26 protein-coding genes are annotated in these 24454 nt (G+C 64.0%); 9 read left to right on the forward strand and 17 right to left on the reverse strand.

Annotated features, from left to right (window positions below):
- Positions 1-14 precede the first annotated feature (14 nt).
- From E3T42_RS08740 to E3T42_RS08760, 4 genes are all read left to right on the forward strand, one after another.
- Positions 15-209 carry an AlpA family transcriptional regulator gene (locus E3T42_RS08740; RefSeq protein WP_134402830.1) on the forward strand — a complete coding sequence of 65 codons (195 nt, stop codon included), beginning with the start codon at positions 15-17 and terminating at the stop codon, positions 207-209.
- A complete protein-coding gene (locus E3T42_RS08745; RefSeq protein WP_134402831.1) occupies positions 202-1407 on the forward strand; it encodes a tyrosine-type recombinase/integrase in 1206 nt (401 codons plus the stop codon). The genes E3T42_RS08740 and E3T42_RS08745 overlap by 8 nt, the downstream gene beginning before the upstream one ends.
- Positions 1408-1936: 529 nt before the next feature.
- Positions 1937-3670, forward strand: a complete 1734-nt coding sequence (locus E3T42_RS08755) for a hypothetical protein (RefSeq protein ID WP_134402833.1) — start codon at positions 1937-1939, stop codon at positions 3668-3670.
- Between the two features lie 469 nt (positions 3671-4139).
- On the forward strand, positions 4140-4343 hold the full coding sequence (locus tag E3T42_RS08760; RefSeq protein WP_134402834.1) for a hypothetical protein: 204 nt from the start codon (positions 4140-4142) through the stop codon (positions 4341-4343).
- Between the two features lie 261 nt (positions 4344-4604).
- Here the strand turns inward: E3T42_RS08760 and E3T42_RS08765 are convergent, their stop codons facing one another.
- The 9 genes from E3T42_RS08765 to E3T42_RS08805 form a co-directional block, all read right to left on the reverse strand.
- The gene (locus tag E3T42_RS08765; protein WP_134402835.1) at positions 4605-5162 is read right to left on the reverse strand and encodes a hypothetical protein; all 558 of its coding nucleotides are present in this window, start codon (positions 5160-5162) and stop codon (positions 4605-4607) included.
- Between the two features lie 8 nt (positions 5163-5170).
- Positions 5171-5629 carry a single-stranded DNA-binding protein gene (locus tag E3T42_RS08770; protein WP_134402836.1) on the reverse strand — a complete coding sequence of 153 codons (459 nt, stop codon included), beginning with the start codon at positions 5627-5629 and terminating at the stop codon, positions 5171-5173.
- A gap of 100 nt (positions 5630-5729) precedes the next feature.
- A complete protein-coding gene (locus E3T42_RS08775; protein WP_134402837.1) occupies positions 5730-7541 on the reverse strand; it encodes a type IV secretory system conjugative DNA transfer family protein in 1812 nt (603 codons plus the stop codon).
- Between the two features lie 27 nt (positions 7542-7568).
- Entirely contained in the window at positions 7569-8564 is a 996-nt protein-coding gene (gene dprA / locus E3T42_RS08780) for a DNA-processing protein DprA (RefSeq protein WP_241975942.1), read from the reverse strand.
- 53 nt (positions 8565-8617) lie between these two features.
- A complete protein-coding gene (locus tag E3T42_RS08785; RefSeq protein WP_241975944.1) occupies positions 8618-10162 on the reverse strand; it encodes an ATP-binding protein in 1545 nt (514 codons plus the stop codon).
- Entirely contained in the window at positions 10105-10545 is a 441-nt protein-coding gene (locus E3T42_RS08790) for a hypothetical protein (RefSeq protein WP_134402840.1), read from the reverse strand. Before E3T42_RS08790 ends, E3T42_RS08785 begins: the two co-directional genes overlap by 58 nt.
- 44 nt (positions 10546-10589) lie before the next feature.
- Positions 10590-12053 (reverse strand): SCO6880 family protein, encoded by a 1464-nt coding sequence (locus E3T42_RS08795; protein ID WP_134402841.1) that lies wholly within the window; start codon positions 12051-12053, stop codon positions 10590-10592.
- A 23-nt stretch (positions 12054-12076) separates the two neighbouring features.
- Positions 12077-13411, reverse strand: coding sequence for a conjugal transfer protein TrbL (locus E3T42_RS08800; protein WP_134402842.1), 1335 nt, complete (start codon positions 13409-13411; stop codon positions 12077-12079).
- A 30-nt stretch (positions 13412-13441) separates the two neighbouring features.
- Positions 13442-13735, reverse strand: coding sequence for a DUF6112 family protein (locus E3T42_RS08805; RefSeq protein ID WP_130177580.1), 294 nt, complete (start codon positions 13733-13735; stop codon positions 13442-13444).
- Between the two features lie 193 nt (positions 13736-13928).
- On the opposite strand from E3T42_RS08805, the gene E3T42_RS08810 reads away from it, so the two are divergent.
- Entirely contained in the window at positions 13929-14393 is a 465-nt protein-coding gene (locus E3T42_RS08810; RefSeq protein WP_134402843.1) for a hypothetical protein, read from the forward strand.
- A 150-nt stretch (positions 14394-14543) separates the two neighbouring features.
- A complete protein-coding gene (locus E3T42_RS08815) occupies positions 14544-15317 on the forward strand; it encodes a hypothetical protein (protein WP_134402844.1) in 774 nt (257 codons plus the stop codon).
- Between the two features lie 228 nt (positions 15318-15545).
- Here the strand turns inward: E3T42_RS08815 and E3T42_RS08820 are convergent, their stop codons facing one another.
- The 8 genes from E3T42_RS08820 to E3T42_RS08855 all read right to left on the reverse strand — a co-directional run bounded on the left by E3T42_RS08820 (position 15546) and on the right by E3T42_RS08855 (position 22107).
- A complete protein-coding gene (locus E3T42_RS08820) occupies positions 15546-15812 on the reverse strand; it encodes a DUF6112 family protein (RefSeq protein ID WP_134402845.1) in 267 nt (88 codons plus the stop codon).
- Position 15813: 1 nt separating this feature from the next.
- Positions 15814-16986: a M23 family metallopeptidase gene (locus E3T42_RS08825; protein WP_134402846.1), complete on the reverse strand. Its 1173-nt coding sequence runs from the start codon at positions 16984-16986 to the stop codon at positions 15814-15816.
- Between the two features lie 9 nt (positions 16987-16995).
- Complete coding sequence (locus E3T42_RS08830) at positions 16996-17649, reverse strand: hypothetical protein (RefSeq protein WP_134402847.1); 654 nt, start codon at positions 17647-17649, stop codon at positions 16996-16998.
- A 33-nt stretch (positions 17650-17682) separates the two neighbouring features.
- Positions 17683-18762: a ParB N-terminal domain-containing protein gene (locus E3T42_RS08835; RefSeq protein WP_134402848.1), complete on the reverse strand. Its 1080-nt coding sequence runs from the start codon at positions 18760-18762 to the stop codon at positions 17683-17685.
- Positions 18759-19589, reverse strand: coding sequence for a hypothetical protein (locus E3T42_RS08840; protein ID WP_134402872.1), 831 nt, complete (start codon positions 19587-19589; stop codon positions 18759-18761). The genes E3T42_RS08835 and E3T42_RS08840 overlap by 4 nt, the downstream gene beginning before the upstream one ends.
- A 57-nt stretch (positions 19590-19646) precedes the next feature.
- Positions 19647-20048 (reverse strand): hypothetical protein, encoded by a 402-nt coding sequence (locus E3T42_RS08845; RefSeq protein ID WP_134402849.1) that lies wholly within the window; start codon positions 20046-20048, stop codon positions 19647-19649.
- Between the two features lie 89 nt (positions 20049-20137).
- The gene (locus E3T42_RS08850; RefSeq protein WP_134402850.1) at positions 20138-21049 is read right to left on the reverse strand and encodes a bifunctional DNA primase/polymerase; all 912 of its coding nucleotides are present in this window, start codon (positions 21047-21049) and stop codon (positions 20138-20140) included.
- A complete protein-coding gene (locus tag E3T42_RS08855) occupies positions 21049-22107 on the reverse strand; it encodes an ArdC-like ssDNA-binding domain-containing protein (RefSeq protein ID WP_134402851.1) in 1059 nt (352 codons plus the stop codon). Before E3T42_RS08855 ends, E3T42_RS08850 begins: the two co-directional genes overlap by 1 nt.
- Before the next feature lie 260 nt (positions 22108-22367).
- Between E3T42_RS08855 and E3T42_RS08860 the strand changes: the two genes are divergently transcribed.
- The 3 genes from E3T42_RS08860 to E3T42_RS08870 are packed head-to-tail and all read left to right on the forward strand — an operon-like array spanning position 22368 to position 24335.
- A complete protein-coding gene (locus E3T42_RS08860) occupies positions 22368-22838 on the forward strand; it encodes a hypothetical protein (protein WP_134402852.1) in 471 nt (156 codons plus the stop codon).
- A gap of 19 nt (positions 22839-22857) precedes the next feature.
- The gene (locus tag E3T42_RS08865; protein WP_134402853.1) at positions 22858-23322 is read left to right on the forward strand and encodes a hypothetical protein; all 465 of its coding nucleotides are present in this window, start codon (positions 22858-22860) and stop codon (positions 23320-23322) included.
- Complete coding sequence (locus E3T42_RS08870; RefSeq protein ID WP_134402854.1) at positions 23319-24335, forward strand: DUF6545 domain-containing protein; 1017 nt, start codon at positions 23319-23321, stop codon at positions 24333-24335. The genes E3T42_RS08865 and E3T42_RS08870 overlap by 4 nt, the downstream gene beginning before the upstream one ends.
- Positions 24336-24454 lie beyond the last annotated feature (119 nt).

A 24454-nucleotide genomic window follows, 5' to 3' on the forward strand; every position in this document is an offset into this window, starting at 1 on the left:
CATACCTTCTGGGTATGGACGCGACGACGCAGGTTACTCCCACGTTCCTCACCCAGCACGAACTGTCCGAGTTGCTTCGACTCCCCGAGCGCACGCTGGAAGATTGGCGTCTCACCCATACGGGCCCGCCGTACCTGAAGCTCGGCCGGCACGTACGCTACGACTTCCAGGACGTGCTCGTCTGGGTCCAGGAGCATCGGCATGGGTAAGCCGCAGATCCCCGCCGGTGAGTTGGGCAAGATCGACGTCAGGCGCCTCCCCAGTGGCCGGTACCGGGCCCGTGCCTCTACCCGTGACGACAGCGGCGCTCTGCATCGTCTCGGCGCGACCGCGGAGACCGAGGAACGGGCTCGCACCGAGGTCCGCCGCCAGGCAATGGCCTTGTCGACCGGTGGGTTTGGGGGCCTTGCGCCGTCGAACACGGTTGCCGATGCAGTCGAGCTGTGGTTGCCTCAGATCCTCACCCGTGCGAAGACCGGCAGCCTCACCTACTCGACGTACGAATCGTATGAGACGACCGCACGCCTGGTCATCTTGCCGCGGTGCGGCGGAGTACGGCTTGACCGGCTCACCGTCGGTCGCTGCGATCGGATCCTCCAAAAAATCTTGGACGAGGAATCCATCTCGAAGGCACGTCACGCCCGCGCCGTGTTGAGCCTGGTCTGTGGCTACGCCGTGCGCGACGACGCGATGGTTAGCAACCCAGTGCGCGACGTTCAGCGGTTGCCTACAACACCGAAAAAGGAGTCCACGCTCACCACGGAGCAACTCAACAACATCCGCGAACTCATGCAGCAATGGCGAGTCACGCAGGGGGACGGTCCCAGACCCAACTATCGCCTTTTGATCGACGGCATGGAAATCATGTTGGGCACCTCAATACGGATCGGAGAATGCCTCGGCCTGCGTCGCTGTGACGTGGACATGACGACCCTGCCTCCGACCCTCGTAGTCAACGGAACCATTGTCAGCACGAAGGCAGAGGGGATCCATCGCAAAGACTCTCCGAAGCGCTCACGACAACGGCGCAGCATCGCTCTCCCCTCGATGGCCGCAGCGGCCGTTCGCCGCCGACTGGCCCTCGCCGAACCCGACCCCGAGTCGTCACTGTTCTCCACCAAGTCCGGCCGTTCACTGAGCGTCAGCAACTACGAGCGGTTACTCCGCTCGTTCATTGCCGACGAGCGTGCAAACCTGGTCAAGTTGGGAGTCGACGTCGACGAGTACACCACCCACATCTACCGACGCACCGCGGCAACGCTCATCGAGCGGGCCGCCGGTATCACACTGGCATCTCGACTGCTCGGCCATGCAAATGAGCAGACCACTCGAAACAGCTACGTTGTCACGGCCGACCTCGTCGACCCCGTGACAGCGGAGATACTCGACGCTGTGCTCGGTGGTTGAACAAGGTCAGACGATTCAAGAATGAGTTCGTAGGAGGAACCTCAGCTGAGGCTGAAGGCATGCTCTTTAAGTGCGGCCTCGAGGATCCCAAGGGCCTTGGGGCCTATTCCGTGTAGGGCAGCCAGGTCGGAGCGGCGTAGGCCTGCAAGCTGCCTCAGCTCAATGTAACGCGCGGCTTGAAGTGCCCGCGTCGCGGGCGCTCCAACCTTTGGTAGCGCACCGAGCGAGGAAGTCATGGCGGAGAATATCAGCCCCGTGAGACGCCGCGCCCAGTGTTCGGTCTGACGCCCAATGACGCAGATTCGGTGCCAACCCGCCATAGTTCTACAGTCTCGGGGGACTGGCGTTTGGGAACTCCTTGTGGCTCAAGAATCGGTGCACCACCTTCGATTGCGCTCTATTCTGCACTTTCGGCAATTGACCGTCGAACGTTGCGCAGTCGCCCTCGGCTGTGCGAGCCAGCTGGACAAAGCCATCTACGCGGCTTGTCATGTCGAGCAGCGTCAGAGCACACCGATACGGTCAGTCCATGACCCGAATCCCGTGGGAGCGTTACTCAGGCGAAGACGTCGAAGAGTTCGTCGCAGCACTAGTCCTAAAGCGTGCAGGAAACGGTCACCTGATCACGCCGGCGCAGGGCGACCGTGGAATCGACATTCGGGTCCCGACACAAAACGGTTACGAAATCTGGCAGGTGAAGCGCTACACCTCGGCACTCACTTCCGCACAGAAGAAGTCTGTCAAGAAGTCTTGGGACAGCTTCGTGAAAGAGGCGCTGCCCACGATTCCAGTAGTCGCATGGAAGCTCGCCATGCCGTTCAACCCGACCAACGAAGCGCTCGAGTGGTTCGAGAAGTTGACTGCCGGCGGCGTACTAGCCGAGTGGGTCGGTCGCTCAATGTTGGATATCTGGGCGGCCGACGAGCCAGGACTCACCGAGTACTACTTCGGCAACGGCCGTGATGAAACCGTCCGACTCATGGCGCAGGCCATCACGAGCGGAGCGGAGATTCCAAACGGGATCGCAGGGGAGGATCTCCTCGCTGCGGTGACGAACCGAGCCGTCCAGCTCCAGAAGTCATTGGACACGGTCGACCCGTTCTATCGCTACGAAATCGAAGTCCTGCACGGCGAAGCCACCGACGATGTATTGGAGCGTGATACCGAAGCCCACCCAGGCGTGGTGCTCAGCACTTACGAACAGTTCGCTCACGACCGCTATTCGGTCACCCGCATCTTCCCCCGTTTCGCAGGAGTCGAACGGCTCCGGCCAATCAAGCAGACGGTGACGTTTACCGCCAAAGCAGGCTCGGATGAGCAGAAGGCCATGGAGGACTTCATAGTTTTTGGCACCCCCTTCAAGGGCGTCGACGGGATCGTCACCACGGCTGAGGGGCCGGCCGGGACCACGCAGCTCGGCCAGGGCTCCTTCTCATTCCTGACTGCGAAGTCGAACGCGTTCGGTTTTCCCCCGCTCGAGATCCGGGTGATCGATAGCCAAGGAAAGACGGTATGCAGCATCCCCGCTGAAAACGTCCGTCACTCATCGGGTTTCGACACCGGCGGCCGTTGGATCGCTTTTAGTGACGCCCAAGGCATTCTCGACATCGATCTTCAATTCGGTGTCACGACGCATCCGGCTTCCATGACGATCAGAACGACGCCGACGACCGGGATGCGGCCTGCCAATGTACTGCCCACCGTGCAGGCAGTGGCCCAGTTCGTTGACGGCCACTTCCTTGTTCTTGCGGTGCGTGACGGCGGGCCCGCAGTCATCTCGAAACCGTGGCCCCTCGCGACGGACGAGCTTCAGGACACCTCCAAACGGTTCCTGCCGTTCCTGGAGGCCTTGGCCGAGATCCAGCGCCATACCTTCACGCGCATTCTCGTCCCAGATCTGGAGCAAGTCCCGCCCGAACAGCGCGGACAGATCCTTCGAGCTGGACGGCTCCTCCGCGGAGAGACCGTCGAGCTCGACTGGAATTCTTTCGGGTTCACTGTTCAGCAGCCCGAGAACCTGGGCGACCTGGCGGCCGAGAAGTTCGCTTTGCTAACCCAGGAGACGCTCATTGTCAACATCGCGGACGACGCGGTCGAGACCGACATGGTGGTCCGAACGCATGTCCCAGCCGCTCGAGTCGAAGGAGACATCGCACCAAAAGAAATGAGCCCGGGCGACAATTTCCGCGTCATCCCGGCAGGAAAGGGCGTGGCAACAATGACTGCGTTCAAGCACGTCAAAGACGGCGACGACGCTGCTTGATGCGCGGCCCACAGACCCCACGACCCTAGCCGAGCGCCATCAAGCGTGCTGGAGCATGCCCTACTTGCATCCGGCAATCCACCTGGAAGACGGAAGCCCTGCGCACACTTCGAGGGGCACAAGCCAATCAACCCGTCCGAATCTCGGTCCCCGCCGTTCGCCCCGCTTGTGGCTTTTCGATTTAGATGGCGGTGATTCTTCAGAAGTGAATGGCGGCATAGTTACTCAAGTCGCCGGCCTGGATGGTGTCAGATGCGGAAGCTGCACTGCAAATACGTATGCATGCCGAGGTGCGTCTCGGCGAAGCGGTATCGGGTGACCACTTTGCCGGTCGGCATCGGAAGCTCCGCAACAGGCGCTCGGACGCTCTTGATCTGAACGAGCCGGGGAGGCGTCTCAGGTGAGGTCGTCAACGGTAATGGCCGACTTTGCCTCGGGCCTCAAGACCCGAGCCCGTTACGGTATGAACATGACTGAGGACGAAGAATTCGACAGAAGCTGGGAAGTCACGAAAAACAACTGGGACCGGACCAGTCGCCAGGTGGCTGAGCTTTCTCAGGCGCTCAACGAATCTCAGAGTCTCCTGACTGCCGCCCTTGCCACGAAGGACACCGAAATGATCTCCGAGGCCCTCGAGCAGGCACGCAGTATTGTAGCGAACGTCTTGAAGTAAGCGGCTCATTGGGGGTCCCGAACAGTGACGGCCAAGGGTGGGCCCCACTGCCTCAGGGGGAACAGGGTGCGTCCACATGAAGTGTGGGTGCCTGATTCCCGTTATGCCCGCCCAGGAAAAGGAGCGGTCAGCGTGGGCCAACCGGGCACGCATCACGAGCGACCATGATGCTCAGCGGCGAGAAACACAACAACTCGTGAATTCGTGCACGCGTTAGTCAAGACTCGACTTCCTTGATCGCCAAAAGAACGAGTCCGTGAATCAAGGAGACTCGGCACGCGCATAGAAAGCAGCCTCGGCCGCGCGGCGTCTGGCGACGTCGTCCACGACGAACTGCACGAAGTCTGCGTCGCGATCGCTGATCACGATGTCATCGACGGCATCCGCCGGCGGCTCTCCTGGCCACGAAGTTTTGCGCGTCGGACGGTCACGATCGAGGCGGGTCCCCGATGCCGACACCCAGTCGTGCAGACGCTGGCGTGCATCCGCAAAGTCTCGGTGCCATCCGAATGGGGCCGAGCCGTGCTGGTCGGGGTCGTATGCGCACAGCCAGTGCAGGTGCAGTGCGGAGAGTTCCCAGACGAGCTCGGGGTGGCGATGCCAGAGGGGCGGCACGACGGATGCCGGGAGACCGTACGTCCGTCGTAACCAGTTCACCCACCGGTTGAGTTCGATCCACTCTGTTTCGGCGTCGTCTGCGCTGAGGAGATTCCAATTGATCGGATGCGGCGGCTCTGCCGAGAGTGGCCCGTCGAGTTCGTCTTCGCCGAATGAGGCGCTCTGGTCGCCGGACGCCCAGTCGACCAGGGACGCTGCCATCGTTGTCCTCACATTCCGAGCACGGCTGAGCCAGCGCGAGCGTGCTCCGCCTCGAGCAGAACTGCCTTCTGGGCGGCTAGAGCATCCCGTTCGGTGCCTGCAACTGAGCGGCGGGTTCGGTCGACGTCGTAGTTGGTGCGTGCGAGGTCGTGGCCGATCTTCTTTGCGACGAACTCTTCGCGATTGATCACCTCACCGTCGCGCTCAAACTGAAAGTTGCGGACGTAGCCCTCGGCGACGAAGCTGTCGCCCTTTGCAAACCGGGTCAGTGCCCGGTCGGCGGTGGCACGGTAGGCGACGAGGTCGTGGAAACTCGGCTCGAGAACGGTGAAGCTGCCGCTGTCTTCGCGACGGAAGTGCGGTTGGCCGACGCGGACGTAGAAGCGGGTTTCACCGTTCTCGGTCACCGATTGCTGCGGATCCGACGCAATGAAGCCGGACAGTGATTGCTGGGTGTGAAGTGTCATGGGACTCAACTTCCTGTGATCTAGGCGGACCGTCGTGATCCGCGTTCACTAGGAGGTGCGCGGCGCACCCCACACGGCCGCGACATAGTGAGCCCATGCCTCATTCCGTGGGGCTGACCGGGTGCTCCGCGGGTTCTTGGTGCGTCGGTGCGCGCATCAACGCTTCGATACTCGTCCGGTCTTCCCTCAGCTGCTTGGCGTCGGGGCGAGTGGTCCACATTCTCAGGCTTGCGACGACGGGTGGCGCCGCGCGCAGCATGATCAGGCCCGTTCCGAACGGGAGGGTGCGGATCGTGTCGGGAGGCATGATCGCGACGCGGCGGATGGAGCGTTGTGCTGAGCGTGAACCGCGATCGCCGATCGTTGTTGAGTCTGTCGACTCGTCGCGGTCGCCGATGAGGGTCGAGAGGTCCTGCAGGTCTCGTGAATTGGACGCCCCGCCGAGCACGATCTTCACGATCGATGAGTCCCAAATGGTGCCGGCTGCGTTGTCGCTCCACTTCGTGCGTGCCTGCGCGAGTGACTGCAGGACCGGCATGGTTGTGATGCCGGTGCCGCCGCCCTCGGCCATGAGAGTGGGGAGGGAGGGGAGTGGCGCGAGGTTGCCGATCTCGTCGAGCGCGAGCAATAGGGGTGGGTCGAGTCGCGCACCCGCGCTTCGAGCGGCGATGCGGCGGGCGGTCTCGACGAGGTCCTCGACGAGCGCCGACACGAGTGCGGCGGAGTTGTTCGAGCCGGCGCCGGTTGCCAGGAGGTAGAGGGTGCCGTTGCTCCGCAAGAATCCTTCCGGGTCGAACTCTTCGCCCTCGCTCGGTGAGACGGCATCCAGTACTCGGGGGTCAGCCAGCGCGCCCAGCGAGAGGGAGACGCCTTGCCAGATGGAGTCGCGTGTTCGGGGATCGGCCTCGAGCATGGCTTGCAGAGAGTCACCCCAGCCTGTGGCCGCGGCTGGGGTGCTCAGCAAGATGGAGACCGCGTCGTGGGCTGCCGCTGGGTCGAGTGTCCAACGAAAGAGCTCGGCGGGTGAGCAGTGGTCGAGCGCCGCCGCATGGAGGAGGGATTGAAGGGCCGTGCGGGTCTTGGCCTCCCAGAACCCGCCGCCGTCGACGCCGCCAGCGGCCAGCCCGGTTCCGGCTGCCAGCCCCGCCGCGCGGATCATCGCCGTGAGTGGGTCCTCGCAGCCGCGGATCGGAGACCAGCGCAGTCCCACGGGAATGCCCGGCGCTAGTTGCTGGGGATCGAATACCGCCACGGGCCCCAGTCGTTGCCGTGCGCGCAGCGTGGTGGTGAGGTTATCGGGGCGTGTGGAGGTGGTCACGACGGGGCCGGGGGCGTCAAGGATGGCGTTAATGACAATGTGCGCCCCCTTTCCCGAGCGCGGCGGGCCGATGACCAAGATTGAGTCCTCGACACTCGCCCAGACCGTGGTGTTGTGTGATCGGCCGATTCGATAGCCGACCTCGCTGGGGGTGGCGCTTGTTAGGGAAGGCCGAAGGTGCGCTGCGCGCTTCAGGAGTGCTTGGTGCGATGCGGCTCGGGTTACTTCGGCGCGGGTTGCGATGCCGGGGATCCGGTGCGGGTCGACTTTGGCTGCGCGGCCCGTGCCCCGGAACATCCGCCACAGCCAGATGGCCGCAGCCACGGCGAGCCCGAGCATCGAGATCGTCGTGAGCCAGTACGCGAACGGGTTCAGGCCCGGTGCATGCAGGGCCGCCGACGGGTTTCCTGGGTTGAGGAGCACGGCGAGTCCGGCTTCGGGCCCGCCGGCTGGTTGTTCCAGTCTCGTTGCCCAAGCCGCCACCGCACCCGCGGCTCGGAGCAGGAGGGCAAATGCGGACACGCCGATCAGGATGCCGATGCCGAGGTTGGTCAGCTCGTCGCCGAGGGTGGCCTGCGGTCGTGGCGTGCTCATCGATCCTGTCCGTTCCGTGCAGATCGGTTAGAACCGAAGATCCGGACCAGTCCGGCTGAATCGTCGTGTGGGGGAGTATGCGAACGTCCGGTCACCTGAGAAGCCGGCCGTGGAGTCCAGCAGGTCCGTGACATCTTGCGCGTCGATCACGAGGCTCGCGATTCCCTCTTGGACCAGCCGATGGCAGCCGGCACTCGCCGGGCTCGTCACCGGTCCAGGGACGGCACCGACCGGCCGACCCAGTGAGTGAGCCTGCCCGGCGACGTTCAGCGAGCCGGATCGATGTCCCGCCTCAACGATGACCGTTGCGGCAGATAGGGCCGCCAGAATCCGGTTCCGTTGGAGGAAGCGCCACCGAGTAGGAGTGGAGCCGGGTGGAAGTTCGCTCACGAGCAGTCCGCCGCTCTGTTCAATGCGTTCGAAGAGTTGCTCGTGGCCGACCGGGTAGACCCGGTCGAGCCCTCCGGCGAGCACGGCGACCGTAGAACCGGGATGGGTGGCGGTGGCTGCTCGATGTGCTGATCCGTCGATGCCGTAGGCGCCTCCGGACAGGATTACGCGGCCCTGCGAGGCGAGGTCGGAGGCGAGTTCGGTCGCCACTTGGCTGCCATAGGCCGTCGCGGCTCGGGCGCCGACGATAGCGACTCGACCGGGGAGAGGAACCGAGAGGCGACTTGGGTCGCCCTTGAGCCAGAGCGCGATCGGGGCACTCGTACTGAGCTGCTGCAGTTCGCCGGGCCATTCGATGTCCTCCGGTGTCAGCAGCCTCAGGTCGTGGCGCTCCATATCGGCCTGTATCCGTTCGATCTGACCGGGGTTGATGCGCGGGGCTAAACGTCGTCGCCACAGCTCACCTTCAGCGGGGTCGACGCCGTTCGGTAGCCTTACGCCTGAGGTGATGAGTCGCACGGTCTCCGTCGCGCCGAGTCTCGCGACCAATGTTCCCGTGATGATGTCGCCCGGCTCGGACAGCGCCGCGAGGGTCATCCTGGCTTCTCGCTCTTCGGTCATACTCTCGGCCATCACAATGTCTCCTCGCTCTGAATGGATGGTGCGCTCTGGGTTACGCATCTCGGTTACTGCCCTGAGGTCATCCGTGCGGTCGTGTCGAACGTCTCGAGCTCGTCGGGGTGCAGCTGGTGCTGCACAACGAAGCTGCGATCCTTGATTCGCCAGAGGCCCTGTCCAGTGCCTAGTGCGGGGAGTAACTTCTGCTCGGTTCGGCTGAGCCCGAGTGCGCTTGCCGTGGATCCGAGCTGGTCCGGTTCCTGGCGGTAGACGATGCGAGTCTCCGCGTTCGCCAGCAGCGACGACGCGAGCGCGCGCATCGCAGACCCCGAGTCGCCAACGTTGTCGAGGTCGCTGAGCTTGTGGAAGACGAGCATGTTCGCAATACCGAAGTGCCGGGCCAGGCGCCACTGCGCATCCATGCGGCGCAAGAGCGCCGGATATGCCATGAGCCGCCAGGCCTCGTCGTAGATGACCCACCGCTGGCCGCCGGCCGGGTCGGCGAGCGCGGACTCCATCCATGCAGATGAGCAGGTCATCAGCACGGAGATAAGTGTGGAGTTCTCAGCCACGCGCGACAGGTCAAGCGAGACCATCGGCAGGGAGGGGTCGAAGCGCACAGTGGACGGACCATCGAAGAGCCCGGCGAGGTCTCCGGCAACCAGGCGTCGCAGTGCATGGCCGACGAGACGTCCATCCTCTGCGAGCCGGCCCTCGTCGTCCTCGGGGTTCGGGGCGAGGATGCGATCCACCACCATCGGCAGGATCGGCACTTCAGCGCTCCGAACTGTATCCGCCAGTGCGAGGTCGATCGCCGTGTGCTCGAGCGGACTGAGCGTTCGATCGAGCACGGTCTCGGCGAGCGCCCCGATCAGGTCACGACGCCGCGAGGCCAGCTGTGCCGACCACTCGGCATCCGAAGCGGATGCCGCCCGGTGGCCCTCGTCAAGCGGGTTCAGTCGGTTGCGTAGGCCATGGCCGAGGATGATTGCCTTGCCGCCCACGGCCTCGGCGACGGCGGTGTGCTCGCCCTTCGGGTCGCCAGGAACATAGACGCGTCGTCCAAAAGGGAGTGAGCGTGTGTAGAGCGACTTCGCCAGTGATGACTTGCCGGAGCCGACGATGCCGGCGAGAACGATGTTCGGAGCGGTGATCATCCCACGTTGGTAGAGCACCCAGGGGTCGTAGACGAAGGAGCCACCCGAATAGAGGTCCTGCCCGACAAAGACGCCGGCCGATCCGAGTCCGGCCTCAGCAAGAAACGGGTAGTGGCCGGACAATGTCGCGGAGGTGTCCTGATGCTTGGGAAGCCGCAGTCGTCCGGGCATCCGCAGTTGTGCGGAACCCGAATCACCGGCGGCGGAAAGGTAGGCCCCCGATCGCCCCTCGTCCCGCTCGGCGAGCCATCTTGTGCGCGCCTCGAGACGCTTAACCTTCTGAGCATCCGCTTCGATCTTTGCGGCAGCTCGCCGGCGAGCTCGACGGTCGCGGTGCAGCTCGCCGTTCGGCTCGACCAGCGTCGTCGTGTGTAGCCGCTCATTCACCCCCGCGTTGTTCACAATGCCACCCTGTGCCTTGCGCGACTTGCTGACCGGTCGCGCGTGGCAACCCATGGGTCGGCAACATCCGGACGCACCCAAGCAGTCTGCATGGCTGACACCCTGGACGCCGGGACGAGTTCTGATTGAGAATCGGCCGGATGCCGACGCAACAGCGATACATAACCGAACGTCGTGCTGTACCTCAGCGCGTAGGTCGAGCCGTGGCTCTCGATGGTTCTGTCGGTCGATACAGCCGGGACGCGGTCGTAGACGTACCCGTTTTCTAGCGCGGCATCGACTGTCTCCTCGCCATAGTCCCATTGCTGCAGGTACTCGATTGCCGCGGTGGCTCCGTCGCGGTCGATCATGCCGAGCACCTCATCGGCTTCGTCTCCCTGCAGGAAGGTGACGCTGATCCATCGGGATGCTGGTGGGTTCTGGTGTGTGTAGAACATGTCGGCTCCAATCGGGATTGCTTTGAAGGACAGGTGCGCACCCCTCACACGCTGCGACACAGAGGCAGTGCCGCGGCGGTGAAAGCCTGTGCCTGCTGACCAACGAGGCGTCGCGTTTCGCACGAGCTCTGGATGGCGGCTTGCTCGATCGATGCCACAGCGGCATCGAGCTCGTCGACGGTAGGCGCGGTCACGCACACGAGACCGGTCGCGCGCAAAACGCCGTGACCGGCCGTGAGGTCTGCCTCCTGATGCATCAGGTCCTCGTACTCCGCCGTCGCGCCGGCATCCTCTATCTGACCGATACGCCTGCGCTGGTGGGCGTCGCTGATCAGCTCGGTCTTCTTCTTGCGGAGGTCGCGCGCCGCCTGATCCGCGCGGACGGGCAGGTAGTGCAGCGACACGGTTCGAAGGATGCCGTTGGTGAAGACGAGGGGCAAAAGGAAACCGGGGAATACCTGCGATCTGGGCCATTCGCTGATCCAGAGCACCGCGTGGAAGGCGCTGTCGGTGCGGAGACGATCCCAGCTCTCAGCGACGGAGACCGGGCCGGCGGTGTCGAGTGCACGGCCGATGTCGGGATGGCGTTCCAGGTCGACGCCGACGGCGGGGTCGTAAGCAGTTCGCAGGGTCATCGCGAGCTCGTCAGCGGTCAACCAGCCTCCGACAGCGAGGTCCGCTGCCCGAAGAGCCTGGGTCAGGGCCGTCATTTCCTGTCGGAGCACCGTCGCGGCGCCGCGCATCCCACCGCCCTGCGTGCGGATTTGACGGGAAGCCGCAGTGAGGTCGAGGGAAAGCGCGATCGTCGTCGCGTGCCGTTCACCGGCAGGCCCGGCACGTTCGATGAGATCCCGGTAAGTGGATGCGGCCCAGCTGTCATCGTTGATGCCGTGCCGCTCCCACCACTCGGCCAGGCCAGTGCCGGAATCAGGCAGGGTGCGCTCCGACACCTGTAGCCGAGCGATCCGCCCCGATCTGCATGCACCGGCCAGCACCCGCCCCCACCCCGCCACGCGCCGATGCTGCTCGCCAGGGTCAAGCAACGCGAATGCCGGGTGCGACACCGCCACGACCGCGGTAAGAGTCTTCGCATGCGGGTCGTGAATCATGACCGCCCCTGACTCGGGATCATTCCATTCGCGCAGCGCGGCCGCGTCGCCCGGAAGCGACAGGGTCCCAATCGGACGCGGGCGCACGATTTGCCGCCGATAGGTCAGCTGCTCATGGGCAGCACGCCATACCCATCGACTGACGATCGGAACCCATTCGACGATCTTTCTGCCGCCAATCGGGATACTGGCAATCACTACCGCGGAGCCCCAAATAGGGCTCGTCCATGCAACGCCGGCGGCGCCCGCCGTGTAGAGCGCGGTGACGATGGTGAGCGTCCCGATTGACAGGGCAACGAGTTGCGGAATTGAGAGACCGAGAAGGATGCCCCGCTTGGTCAGTCGTGAGAACTGCACCGGCGCGAGTTGGTACTCGGCGCGGTCCTTGTCGGTGTCCATGACTACACGTCCTTCTTTGCTGATCACAGTGTTGGGGAGGCAGAGTCCGGCGCAGACGAGGGCGGCCTTGGTCGCGGTGGCCTGGGTGCCGGGGGAGATGCGCTCGGCAGGGCCGACTCACCAGTGGACTGCATGTGAGCGTCTGCCGTTTGCCCGACCGCACTACCGACCTTCGGGCCAGCCTTAGCGGCGGCCGTGGCGACGGTCGCGCTCGCCGCGACACCCGCGGTGGCGACCCCAACTCCCGCTCCTGCGCCCTCGCTGGCGGTGCCAGCCTTGGCGGATGCGCCCGTGCTCGAGGCTGACGTGGGGCCAGGTCCTCCGCTATTTGGTTCGGTGTTCGGTGCCGGACCGCCTTGCGCCGTTGGCCCACTCCCGCCGTCGCCACTTGGCCCGAGGATCTTTTTGGCGCCTTCCGCCATCGGTGCGTTCGGAACCGGGACGGGCCGGTTCATGGCCGACTTCGCCTCCTGCTCGGTCGACATGGCGTGATGAATATCGAGCCCAACAAAGCTCAGGAACTTGTAAGTGATGTACGGAGCGAATGCGGCGATGAACATCAATACGATCCCGGCGATCGGATCGCTGACGGATGCTAGATCCGCGTCGATCGGTGCCGCGACCTGCGCGACCGCTACCAGAAAGATCACGACGAGCACGAGTTTCGACAGGATGAGGGCGATCACGAACGCAACCCATTTCGTGAACCAGCCTTTTGCGGCATCCCAGGTCGCGCCCGCCAGCGCTATCGGACCGAAGGCGATCGCCACCAGCAACAGTGCCTTGCGGATGAGGAGCGAGAACCAGACGATCGCCGCGGCGCTGATCGCGAGTGCGGATAGGAAGATCGTCACGATCGCTCCAACTCCGGGGGCGCCGACGTTGAGCGCGGCGAGGCCCGCAGGTAGAAGAGCGATGCGGTTGCCCATTCCCTCCATCGTGTTGCCGCTCGCGTGAACGATCCCGATCGTCAACTGATCGGTGATCTCCAGGAGCAGTCCCGTGATGGTGATGATCACGAACGATCCGAGCACCGACTTGCCGGCGCCGATCGCGGCTCGGGAGAGCGCCGTCGGATCGCGGTGGACCAGCCCAGTGAGGAGTTGCAGGCAGAAGAACACCAGGGTGACGAAGACAGCAAGGCCAAAGAGCACGTTGTAGACGTCGATGTACGCCGGATCGGTGAGGTCTACGAGCGTGGTCGAATCAAAGGCAGCCCAGACGGATTCGAAGAGCCAGGCGGCGGCGGAGCCCATCGCGTTCGCGAGCCAATCAAACGGTGCCGCGACCAACGATGCGGCGCCTTCCCCGGCGGTGTCGCAGACTTCCGCGATCACCGGCACATCGCACACGCTCATCGGAGGACCCCGCTGACTTAGGAATCGGGGTCAGACGGCTTGACCGACGTTCCAGAAGAAGTTGACCAGCGTGACTGACGCACCGGCGATGATCGCGGCGCCACACGAAACGAGAACGCCGAGCTTGCCGCGGGATGCGAGGTGCGGGTTGGAGGAGTTGGCTCCGAAGCCCCAAACGATCGCCGAGATGATCAAGGCGAGCACGCTCAGGATGAGGCCAACGGTCATCACCGCACCGACGATGATTCGTAACTGCTCGATGCCGGGTAGCCCCGTGCCGTTCGGATTGATGTCGATCACAGTTGGCTCCCTCGGTCGTTTCATGCCTACGAGAGGGAGGAGTGCACAGCATCCCCACGAATGGACTAAGTGTCGAGACGCGATTCATTTTCAATGAGAAGCGTGGGATGTTCTGGATCCAGTGGGGGTGAGAATCATGAACGTTGAGGCCCCCACTCCGGGGGTGTTCAGCGGCGACAGGTCCTTCGCTATCGGCCCCGAGCTATAGCCTGCAAATATGAATCATCGACTCCTCGTCCCTCTTGCCGTTTCGCTCTTGCTACTTACAGGGTGCTCAGCCCCCGCAGCCGGTTCCAACACCGGAGCATCTTCACCGAAGACTGAGGAGACCGTCGAAGAGGTCGTTGTCGAGCCGCTGGACCTGACGGGAGAATGGAAACAGACAAATTCAAACAGCGAAGATTCCTATCAGACTGCGACAATCACGGGCGAGCAGATCACCGTCGATTGGGTGAACGCGGCAGACTCAACGAAGGCTGTTTATTGGATCGGCTCGTACGTTGCGCCTACCGAGGACACCGAGTCGCACTCGTGGGACTCGCAGGGCGACGTTGCTCAGATGGAGACCGCCATCATGGCCTCCGGCGACACGGCAAAAGCTTTCACCTTCAAGGGTGGCGTGCTCTCCTATGAGCTGACGGCAATGGGTGTCACCATGACCGTCGAGATGAGCCGTCAATAGCCTTCTGAGGCAGAACAGGCGTCACCTCTTCGCTGAGATGGCGTCTTTTTCTTTGCCTTTGACAGCCCCGTCTCCCGCCCGTGCTCGTGCAATGGAACCATGCGGCCAGTCGGCTGATGCCGAGTAGTTGCGCGACGCTAGGCTGAAGAAATGAAGACCCAATTGCGTGTCGCCGCTGTCCTGGCTGCTACCCTCCTGCTCACTTCCTGCAGTTCGACCGCCGAGCCGGCAGAGGGCGCGTCGAGCCCTGACAAAAGTCCTATAGCAACCGCTACCGAAGATGCTGCCCCCGTTGAGTCGCTGCCGTTCAACGCGAGCGGTTTGCTGGGCGGTACGGCGCAGCCCACCTTCCCTGACGGCGAGCCGGGCGAGGCCTCGGTGGTCCAGATCGGCCCGCTCGACAAGGAACGTGGGACTCTGGTCTTTGCGTTCAGGAACAACACCAGCGACGGTATTTCCCACGTGGACTGGACCGCAACGGCACGCAGCGCTGGCGCGATCGTCGCGACGGGTAGCAGCCAGGGCACAACCCCCTCTCAGGTGCAGCCAGGTGAGGTCGGGCTCGCCTACATCTATTTCGACAACAGTGCGGAAGTAACTGACGACGCGGAATACGAGTTCACGGTGAGCACCAGCCCCGTTGACACCAGCTCGTACAACACCGCGCCCTTCAAAGTCACAGAGGCGACTCTGGTGGGTGAGTCCATCGTGGGCGCTGCTACCAACGAGACCGGTGCGGAGGCTACTGGCCCCTACGGCGTCAGCATCTACTGCTTCGACGGTGACAACTTGGTGTCGCAGCTAGGCACCTACGCTGAGCAGTCGGATGAGATCGCAGACGGTGGTTCGGTCACGTTCTCTGAAAATCTCTATGGTGACGCGTGCCCGACGTTTGCCTTGGGAGTTGGCGGCTACTTCTCCTAACCACGACACACCCGTGCTGCTCCTGCTCAGCGAGGAAGCACGTAGCGCCTCAGGTATCTGCCTGTAGTGACGACAAGCGACTAAGAACCCCGAAGCAGCGAGACTTCGGGGTTTCGTCGTATTCAGGGTGAAGGTCACCCAGGTCTCGTGATCCGAATTCGTGAGTCCGACCGATGATGCAGTGGTCAGGGCTCTCGGCACCTTGTGCGTGGGCGCGGAAGTCGCCTGTCAGAGCGTTGAGCCGACGTCGAGCAGGAAGTTGACCCAGGCGACGCCGCCGCCCGCGAGGGCTGCTGCGCCGCAAGCTACAAACAGTCCCATCCGCGCGCGGGTGGCGGTCTGGAAGTTGCCGTTCGCCGAGGCGAGAGCCCAGGTGACCCCGCTGATGATCATCATGAGCACAGCCATGATGAGCACGAATGTCAGCAGCGCGCCGACGATGCTCTGCAATTCCGCAGCACCGCCGACGGCGCCGAAGTCGGGGAAGATGTCCATCTCATTGCGCCTTTTCTGGTCTGCATCCGGCCGTGGCGACCTCGGCTCCAGCAAGGCCGGTAGCGCGGTGCTCGTTGAGCCACTCCACAGCATTGACGGGAGTTTGGCCGGCCCCGCCTGGACGGATCTCTAGGTGAAGGTGCGGTCCGGTCGACTTGCCTGCGGAACCGACGTCACCGATGTGTTGGCCTGCAGCCACGCTGTCGCCGGCCACGACGTGAATGCCGGAGTCATACATGTGGGCGTAGTACGAGGTGATGCGCTCGCCGTCAATCGTGTGGTCGATAGTTATCAGGCCGCCGTATGTGCCCCGCTGCCCGGCAAAGCTGACGATACCGTCGGCCGCCGCGAGGATCGGTGTGCCCGCCGGCGCCGCGAGATCGCTGCCCGAGTGGAACGCACGCGCGCCGCTGTAAGGGTCGGTCCGCCACCCGAAGCTGTCCGTGCTCGAATATGAGCCGGCGGGAAGTGGGAATACGACGCTCGCAGTTTCGGGCACGATCGGTCCGGAACCGGCGGGGCTCGCAGATTGGGCCCGAGTCAGCGCGGCGATAATCGACTCGGCGACGGGCCGAAAGTTTTGGTAGCGGTCCGGATAGGCGCTGACTTCGACGGCTTGCGCGGCCGCGCCCGGGTCGAGCAGTTGCCAGCCAGCGATGTCCAAAAGCCCGCGTGGTGATCCTGCGTTGGGACCCGAGGGGCCTCCGAAGAACGCCCGTGCCTGGTGTGCTGGGTCCATGAGCTCGGCGACCGTACCCCAACCCGATACCGGGCGCATCTGGAAAAGTCCTAGAGAATCGTGATCGGAGCCGACCCCGTCGTTCGGGTAGCCCGCGGACTCCGGATACGCGCCGGTGTTGGCGAGCATACGCAGCGTCGATTCCGTGAGCGCGGCCATTATTGCGATGAGCACTCCATCGCGGCCGACGCCGGCCGTCTGCGATCCGATAGCGATGATCGTTGCAGCGTGGCTGAGCTGCCGCGCGTTCAGGCTGATCGAGCGGCCATCCCGAGTCTGGGCGGTGAGTGAGTCGGGGACGTTGCCCACGGCGAGCGATCCCGATCCCGCTCCGCACGAGATCGCGGCAGGATTCATAAGCGCGGCCACGCCGAGCAAGCCGGCCAGCGGGCTGGCGAGCACAACGACGAGGAGGAGCCCGATGAGCTTCTTCATCGCTCGGTCTCACTCCAGGGGTCGGTCGAGTTGGGAGAGACGAAGAAGCCTGCACGGCTCCTGGCCCGGGCACACGACGAATACCGTGAACGCCACCTTCCGCTCCGTTCGAATGACCTCGGTGTCCCACGTGCCCGCTCGGTGGCGGGATCCCACTACCGTGAATGCCGCGGCACCCCGTGGAATCTGCCCCGATGCCGCCTGCTCCAGCGCGGTCGACCACGCGGCTGGAACGACTACCGACTCGCGCTCGAACCACTGCCGAGTTCCATACGCGCTGAGCTGCCCCCACATCTCGGTGCTGGGAAGGTAGCCGCGAACATCCGATGCCACAGCGGCCGCTTCATCCGAATCGGCGACGTCGACCAGCACCTGCACCCACTCGGAGAGGTCGCCTTCATGGCGTGTGTCCCACGTGAACAGGGCAGCCGCGACGCTGCGAGCAAACAGTTCCGCGTTCGTGGTCACAACCACCGGCTGCGGCTGATCGGGGAGTGAGGTTGGCGTCGACGATACGGATGCTTCAGGTGCCCGGCGCTCCGGCTGACTCGCTTTCGCCGGTCCGCGCAGCAGCCCGTACATGCCGATGGCGACGAGCACGGCCAGGGTGATGCCGCTGCCTACGATCGCGAGGGCCAGACGGTGCCGGTGAATGAACTGCATTGGGGCTCCTCAGGGTCAGCGTGATGAGGTCCGTCACCGGGAATTGGTTGCCAAAACCTGCGCCACACTGACGGAGTCGTCACGCAGCGAGCGCAGCCGCTCAGCGAAAGCAATGGTGCCGGCGAGGGTCTCCTCGACCTGTTCCCACTGCTCGTCGGTCAGTTCGGAAGCGATCTCGGCGTAGTCGTAGCGAAGCCACCACTTGCGCAGATCATTCCAGAGGTAGACGAACGAACGAGTGGGCAGCTTCGTATTCGGGGAGCTCGCCGATCGCGCGTTCTTGGCCCGGGTAGCTGTCTTGGCGCGGGCGAGCGCCTCTTGAGCCAGCCGCTCGAGCTCGGTCTCCGTCGTTGTTCGCTGGGCGGCGTGTACCCGTGCAGCACCCACCGACGACGCTTGACGGATGCCCTCGGGCTGCGTGGTATCTGCAGCCATCCGCTCGAGTTCGGAGACGGCGAGCTGAGTGGTCATGCGACGGTGGGCAGCCGTGACGGAGCCTCCACCGTGGATCAGGTCAAGCTCGACGGTGGCACGACTGCGGAGCGTCTCGTCGAGACTCTCGTCAGTCGCGATCTGCTGCAGGACGCCTATCCTCTCGAGCGTCGTATACGAGCGTCGTCCGGTGACGAGAAGCGCCGCCTGGGCGCGGGCATAGCCATCGAGAGACGTCAACGGTGCTGCCACCGTGGCAGCACCGTCTGACCTTGACTTTTCTTGTGACGAGCCGAATCGTGATGCTTCTTGTCGGCGCTGCGCGTCCTCGGCCAGAAGCATCTTCACTTCTCGATACAACGTGGCCGCGTCGGTCGGGCTCAGGGCCTCATGGAGCGCGTTGTCGTCCTGCTCCGCGAGCAGCTGGGACAGTCGATCCGAGATACCGGAACGAACCCAGACGTTGAGCTTGCGAACCCCGAGCTGCCGAAGCGCGGCCAGGCGACGTGCGCCGCAGACCAGGGTGCCGTCGGGCGTCACCGTGATCGGCTGCAGGAGACCCTGCTTCTCGATCGAAGCTGCGAGCGCGTCGATGTCGCCGAGGTCGGTGCGATGCCGCGAACCGATTCGGATGGAGTCGATCGACCGCTCCAGCTCGATGTGACCCGGTGTGCTGGTCATACCCGCACTCCCGGGGCGTTGACGACGATGTCTAAGACCAGGTCGTCGTCGCGGAGGAGGGCGCGAAGCGGCTCGCCAATGAGCAGACGAAGCAGGATGCCTCGGCCGGCCGCGGTGTGCGCCTGAAGCGGATTGCCGCAGCCCAAGAGCGCTCGGATCATCGCCATCCAAGCCTGCTGTGGAACGTCGAGGAGCGCGCGGGCTGCGTAGTCTCGCCGCAGAGTCTCGTAGGCAGAGGCGCGCGATGGTGCATCCGCAAGCCGGCCGCAGATGTATTCAACGCCATCTCGAGCGCGGTCTGACGGCCAGTCGAGCAGGGTGAACAACAAAATCGCGTCCTCAACCGCTGCCTGCACGTCGTCCAGTGGCGGCGTGTCATTTTGTTCGTCGACCGGATTGGTGCTGAACGCGGGGTGATAGTCCGGCAGGGCGTGCTCGCGATCACTGAAGCGTTCGGCATCGTGGAAGCTCGAGACTCTAGGTCGGCGCGCCTGGTGCACCGAGCACAGCAGCCCCTGGGCGCGTTCCTCCGCGATGCAGGTCACCTGCACTGCTCGAGTGACGATCGCCCACGGGTCGTCGGCGCGCAGGGTCGACGGCGCCCGCATCGCATCGTACGCGGCAGCGGCGGCCTCCCACGGATCCAGATGGTGCTTCCGTGCCAGGCCCGCATACCGCTTGGCAGCGAACTGCATGAGTTCGGAAGCCTCCGGGTCCGTGCGCCAGCTGGCGCCGCCATCTGCTTGAAGTCTGGCGAGAAGCCGTCGCAGACCCTCAGAGTCGCGGAATGTCTTCGAACCTGCATCCCGGTGTGCGGTCCATTTCATCACGGCACCTCCCTTTGGATTGGTGTGTGTTGCCGTGCTCAACAGGATGTTCATGGGTCACCGCCGTCCCAGCCCGTACCGGGAGAACGGGGGATGCTTGAGCAATGTCCCGAATTCGGAGAGGGGAGGTAGTCGGTCGGCGCGTTCACTTATCGCCCGACGGGTGGTGGCCGGTGTCCGCCGCACCCGTCTCGCGAGCTCGGCCTCGAAATCAATGCCGCGTCCGGCAATACGCCCGGTGCCGGTGCTCAGCAGATCCGAGGCGCGAACCCAGATGATGCCGGGGTGGGAGGCCAGATTCTCCGGCATCAGGAAGCCCGTTCGGAGACCCGAGATGCTGCCTCCTGGCGTCACTGCGCTCGGCGACGTCTCGGTGAGCACCGGATGCAGCGGGTACATCTCCCCGCTGGCATCAACGCTTCCCGCACGTCGTGACTCCTCGAAGTTGTCTTCATCCATCGCTTTCTCACTCCCTCACGTCGTTTGTCTGAATAGCAGGAGTGACGAGGCGTTCCTGAAACCAGCTCCAACTGTTGACGGATGTTTCTTCACTGCAGGCAAGGCGCGTCACCTCGTCTGCTTTCAGGGGATGTTCGGTCGTAGCCGTGCGCTCCCGGAATGCCGTTTGGGCCTCCGGATCGCCCCGCAGCGGCCCGTCGGCTTGCGGAGCTGATCGTCGCGGTGATCTCGTGCTCTGGGAGACCGGCGGTTTGAGCGGCCGGCGCTAACGCCGCTTCGACGACCGCGGGGGCGAACCCCGCTTCGGTAAGTCGGCAGGCCGCCCAGAACAGCCCACTGTTCCGCTCGCCCTCCTGCAGCTTGCTCACCCATTGCGCGAGTCGGTTCGGCTCGGGCGACGCGGCTTCCGCCGGTCGCGACGCGGCTTGAGCCGCCCGCGGGTCGATGAACCTGCGAAGGGCGACGGCGTCGACCGGCCTGGCGCCCACACCGGACAGCGAGTAGAGGCGGTAGCTGACTCGCCCGTTTCGCGTCACTAGGATCGAGGGAGGCACGACGACATAACCGCCGGTCCCACGGAAGTCGATATGCGCGGTTGCAGCCTGCCAGCAGCGCTGGGGTCGGGTCGCGAGCGCAGGGAAGTAGACATGCATTCCCTGAGATGGAGTGCGCACCCGGGCTATCTCACCGTCAATGAGTCCAGCGGTGCTGGCACGCGCGAAAGCGGTGAAGCCTGAGGCAGCATCCGCTACGTCGATGTCGATTACGTCGATGCCCGAACTGCTGCCCGTCGGCATCCCGATGTTCGCACCAGGCCATCGAACCCACCAAGCGCCTACCTGGTTGATGTCGCAGCTTGCGTCGTGGAAGCCCGCTGGGGTGAGAGGGTGCTTGCTGGCCACCGCGCAAGGGAAGACCGCAATGCCAGCTCGGGCGAAGGCGAGCGCGGCGGCTGGCAACGGTAGCCGGTTCGTGGCTAGGAGCACCTTGGTGATGCCCATCAGAGGCTCCGGGCGGAGATTCGCCCCGCAGGCAGGTCGGGTGGGGCCGTCACGGTGGCGGTGAGGTTTGGGGTCGGTTTCGACCGATTGAACGCCAGAGAATCACCCGGTTCAATCTGGTCTGTCTGAAGTTGGTCGAGGATCGCCACGGCCGCCCGACGCACGCGTTCACCCGTCTCCTGGACGACCTGGATCGCTGTCTTGTCCGCCACCGAGCTCGCCCAGGAGGACACGTACGGAATCGTGTAGTCGCTCGTATCCATCCCGTGTGCCGCGCCGATCATCAGGGCGACCGACTCGGCTTCGACCTCGCGGATCCCGCGGTGCATCAGTGTCTCGTTGTCGGGTGCGTGCATGTGGATGTGTGCGAGTTCGTGTGCCAGTGTCTTGACGCGGGCCGCGGCATCCATATCGGTGCGCACCGAGACTGTCAGGACCCCGAAATCTGTCCGTCCGTTCGCCCCATCAAGCGAGGCGGCATTCGGAGCAGTCGAAAGGGTGAAGCCGGCGTCCTCGACTACTAGGGCGAGCCCGGCCCAGAGGCCTCTGGGCGCCTCGCCGCGGAGCAGAATCGGGGCGGGACGTTCAGGGATTGGAGACCCGTCGGTCTGCGAGACGTCCCACACGTATGCCGGCCGCACGCCGACCATCCGCTGGCGCACAACCTCACCAGAGCGAGGTCGCTCATTTCGGTTGAGCCTCCGCCACGATCCAGCGTCCGCGGGGGAGGCTGTTGCGAAGCGCGCGGTGAGAGGCGCGAGGATCATGTAGCCCTTTTGACCGGCCATCACGTGCCGCCCGAGTTCCTGCCACTGCTTGAATCCAGCGACGTAGCTTGGGAACGCATCCTGGACAGAGCCGCGTTCGTAGGCGGCGGCATGCTGTGCCCAGATCAGGAGCGCGTTGTTGAAGGACCGTGTTCGGAAGTGGGCGGCGAACTCGAGCGCGAGTTTCCAATCGTTCCCCGTGACCAGGGCCTCGACCGAGGCGACCAGCCGTTCGTGAAGCTCGGTGAGCTTCGCATCCCCGTCTTGTGGCGAGTGCGGTTTCGTTGACACATAGATCACCTTCCCGAGTGACTGCCACGCGCGTGCGGGCGTGGCTGACACAGAGGTGCGCCTCGCCGTGCCAGTTCGCTCGGCGAGATGGAATGGCATTGAGCATGCTCAATTCCCTATAGATGATTTTTTACCATCTGATTTGAGCATGCGCAACCCTTGAATTGACCATGCTCAACGAGTAAATTGAGCACTCTCAACGACCCGGGCGTCCGTGGGTCGAAACGTGTTGCCCAGCCCGGGGGTGAAGGGTTATGCCGATGACCGAAATCGAGAGCAAGACCGCTGCGGAGGACCTCGCGAAGCGTCTCCGGCTACTGCTCGATGTCGCGGTCGCCGAGTCGGGCAGCGAGCCGACGTTCACCCAGATTGCCGCGTTCCTCCAGGAGCGCGACCTGAACCTGTCGCGGTCGCGTTGGACGTATATGGTGAACGGCCACCGGTACGTGCAAGACCGTCCACTCTTCGAAGGCCTCGCCGCGTTCTTCGACGTTGACCCCGAGTTCCTCGCTGGCGAAGCCGGCGTCGAGACCCCTGGCAAGGTGAGCGCTCAACTCGATTTGGTGCGTGCGATGCGCGCAGCGCGCGTGAAGACATATGCGGCGCGAACCCTTGGAGACATTTCCCCGAACGCACTCCAAGCGATCAGCAGATTCCTGGATGCGGAAATCTCGCAGACATTGCCAGAAGAGCGGGACCGCTCCGATGACGCTGGATCCACACACTCGTAGGAAGGGAAGTGACCAGGCGGTGAACAACGAAGTGAGCGCGTCGGCGGCATTCGACGGACTCTCACTCGGAGAGGCCTTCACTTTTGACCAGCTCATCGGCGCCGTTGAGCAGCGTCGGCAGCGTCGACTGCGCATAGTCGAACTTGCGGACCTCGGCGATCACGACGGCTTGTGCGCCGTCTGGCTCATGACGCCTAGCGAAGATTTGGTGCTTCACGCGCACAGTGAGTCAGCACTTCATCGGCAGCAGTTCGTGCTGCACGAACTGGCGCACATGATCCTCGGCCACGATTTCGGTGACGATCCCGACGCCCCAGACTTCCTGCTGCCCGACATCCCGCCGAATACCCGGCGACGGCTGCTCAGACGTCAAGATCTGGACACCGTCGAGGAAGTCATAGCGGAGACGCTCGCCGATCGTTTTGCCGCGGCTATCCGAGGATCGGCCATGCACCACTCTCGGTACTTGGAGATCTTCGGATGATTTCTCTCCTCGTCTCCGTCCTCATGTGGCTGCTCGTCGCGAGCTTGCTGATCCTGCGGCGGGGGCGTGCCGAGCGCAACATCACCTACGCCGCTCTGACGATCGCGATCGCGATGACGCTGAACAACGACCCGGTCTATCAGGTGCTCGACGGCCTCGCTGCCGGCGCCAACACGGTGACTCTGGTAGCGGATGTGGCGTTGATGTTTGGCGTCTTTTTCCTTGGTCGGGCAGTTATGAAAGCCTCAGAGCATCAACCATGGGCCGTCCGGCTCGTGCTTAGCCGGTTCGTGCTCGTTGCCGCACTTGTCGCCGCGGTCGTTGCGTTCCTTGTCATCGATCGTGGCGGCACCACTACCAACTTTATGCTTGACCTCGGTGCGCAACCAGCGGCCGCCGCCTACTCGATGATCCAATTCTCCTACTGCGGAATCGTCCTGACCGCGATGGCAGTGCTCGCCGCTCGGCAGCTCCGAAGCAGCAAGGGCGTCCAGCGACTACCCCCTGCTTCCCTGCTCGTCGGGAGCAGCTTTGGGGTCGTTCTCAGTGGCGTCGTCATCTCCATGGATCTTGCCCATGTGGCCAGCAAGCTGGCTCTGATGGCGGCCATCTCCGTCGCGTACGGACCGATCTTTCTGCTGACTATCTTCTTCCTCTGCCTCGGGTTCGCCGGCCAGCCTGCCACCCGTACCCTGCAGGCGCGGGCTCGTGAACGGCGGACCCGGGTGCTCGTCGACGAGCTCGGGCCGATCTGGGCCGAGGCAACGAGGGTGCGGCCGGGAATCAGCCATAACAAGCACGTTCCGTTCCACGCCGACGAGGCCGAGACGCTTCTCCATCGCCAGGTCGTCGAGATCCGCGACGCGATGATAGACAAGCGAGTGTCGTTTGAGGTGAGCGACCAGGACAGGCACCTCGTGGAGCGCGCCGAACGTCACCTGCTCGGAGCCGGTTCGACCGACTCAACACCTGTCGCTGCACCGGCAGCAGAAAGAGAAGGGCAGCAGCGATGAGAGCCGGTTGGGCGGTTGCTGGAGGCGCTGCGGCCGTTGGAATAGCACTCGGAGGGCTCGGACTGATGATCGCGAGGCGCCTGACCGCCCCCGCAAGCGGGCGAAGCTTCGACCTCACC

It is taken from the genome of Cryobacterium sp. TMT4-10 (assembly GCF_004403275.1).
GTDB lineage: Bacteria > Actinomycetota > Actinomycetes > Actinomycetales > Microbacteriaceae > Cryobacterium > Cryobacterium shii.

Excerpts from the sequence above, each read along its gene's own strand:
- E3T42_RS08740 (WP_134402830.1), top strand. The coding sequence starts at position 15 with ATGGACGCGACGACGCAGGTTACTCCCACGTTCCTCACCCAGCACGAA.
- E3T42_RS08745 (WP_134402831.1), top strand. The coding sequence starts at position 202 with ATGGGTAAGCCGCAGATCCCCGCCGGTGAGTTGGGCAAGATCGACGTC.
- E3T42_RS08755 (WP_134402833.1), top strand. The coding sequence starts at position 1,937 with ATGACCCGAATCCCGTGGGAGCGTTACTCAGGCGAAGACGTCGAAGAG.
- E3T42_RS08760 (WP_134402834.1), top strand. The coding sequence starts at position 4,140 with ATGACTGAGGACGAAGAATTCGACAGAAGCTGGGAAGTCACGAAAAAC.
- E3T42_RS08765 (WP_134402835.1), bottom strand. The coding sequence starts at position 5,162 with ATGGCAGCGTCCCTGGTCGACTGGGCGTCCGGCGACCAGAGCGCCTCA.
- E3T42_RS08770 (WP_134402836.1), bottom strand. The coding sequence starts at position 5,629 with ATGACACTTCACACCCAGCAATCACTGTCCGGCTTCATTGCGTCGGAT.
- E3T42_RS08775 (WP_134402837.1), bottom strand. The coding sequence starts at position 7,541 with ATGAGCACGCCACGACCGCAGGCCACCCTCGGCGACGAGCTGACCAAC.
- dprA (WP_241975942.1), bottom strand. The coding sequence starts at position 8,564 with ATGGCCGAGAGTATGACCGAAGAGCGAGAAGCCAGGATGACCCTCGCG.
- E3T42_RS08785 (WP_241975944.1), bottom strand. The coding sequence starts at position 10,162 with ATGGGTTGCCACGCGCGACCGGTCAGCAAGTCGCGCAAGGCACAGGGT.
- E3T42_RS08790 (WP_134402840.1), bottom strand. The coding sequence starts at position 10,545 with ATGTTCTACACACACCAGAACCCACCAGCATCCCGATGGATCAGCGTC.
- E3T42_RS08795 (WP_134402841.1), bottom strand. The coding sequence starts at position 12,053 with ATGGACACCGACAAGGACCGCGCCGAGTACCAACTCGCGCCGGTGCAG.
- E3T42_RS08800 (WP_134402842.1), bottom strand. The coding sequence starts at position 13,411 with ATGAGCGTGTGCGATGTGCCGGTGATCGCGGAAGTCTGCGACACCGCC.
- E3T42_RS08805 (WP_130177580.1), bottom strand. The coding sequence starts at position 13,735 with ATGAAACGACCGAGGGAGCCAACTGTGATCGACATCAATCCGAACGGC.
- E3T42_RS08810 (WP_134402843.1), top strand. The coding sequence starts at position 13,929 with ATGAATCATCGACTCCTCGTCCCTCTTGCCGTTTCGCTCTTGCTACTT.
- E3T42_RS08815 (WP_134402844.1), top strand. The coding sequence starts at position 14,544 with ATGAAGACCCAATTGCGTGTCGCCGCTGTCCTGGCTGCTACCCTCCTG.
- E3T42_RS08820 (WP_134402845.1), bottom strand. The coding sequence starts at position 15,812 with ATGGACATCTTCCCCGACTTCGGCGCCGTCGGCGGTGCTGCGGAATTG.
- E3T42_RS08825 (WP_134402846.1), bottom strand. The coding sequence starts at position 16,986 with ATGAAGAAGCTCATCGGGCTCCTCCTCGTCGTTGTGCTCGCCAGCCCG.
- E3T42_RS08830 (WP_134402847.1), bottom strand. The coding sequence starts at position 17,649 with ATGCAGTTCATTCACCGGCACCGTCTGGCCCTCGCGATCGTAGGCAGC.
- E3T42_RS08835 (WP_134402848.1), bottom strand. The coding sequence starts at position 18,762 with ATGACCAGCACACCGGGTCACATCGAGCTGGAGCGGTCGATCGACTCC.
- E3T42_RS08840 (WP_134402872.1), bottom strand. The coding sequence starts at position 19,589 with ATGAAATGGACCGCACACCGGGATGCAGGTTCGAAGACATTCCGCGAC.
- E3T42_RS08845 (WP_134402849.1), bottom strand. The coding sequence starts at position 20,048 with ATGGATGAAGACAACTTCGAGGAGTCACGACGTGCGGGAAGCGTTGAT.
- E3T42_RS08850 (WP_134402850.1), bottom strand. The coding sequence starts at position 21,049 with ATGGGCATCACCAAGGTGCTCCTAGCCACGAACCGGCTACCGTTGCCA.
- E3T42_RS08860 (WP_134402852.1), top strand. The coding sequence starts at position 22,368 with ATGACCGAAATCGAGAGCAAGACCGCTGCGGAGGACCTCGCGAAGCGT.
- E3T42_RS08870 (WP_134402854.1), top strand. The coding sequence starts at position 23,319 with ATGATTTCTCTCCTCGTCTCCGTCCTCATGTGGCTGCTCGTCGCGAGC.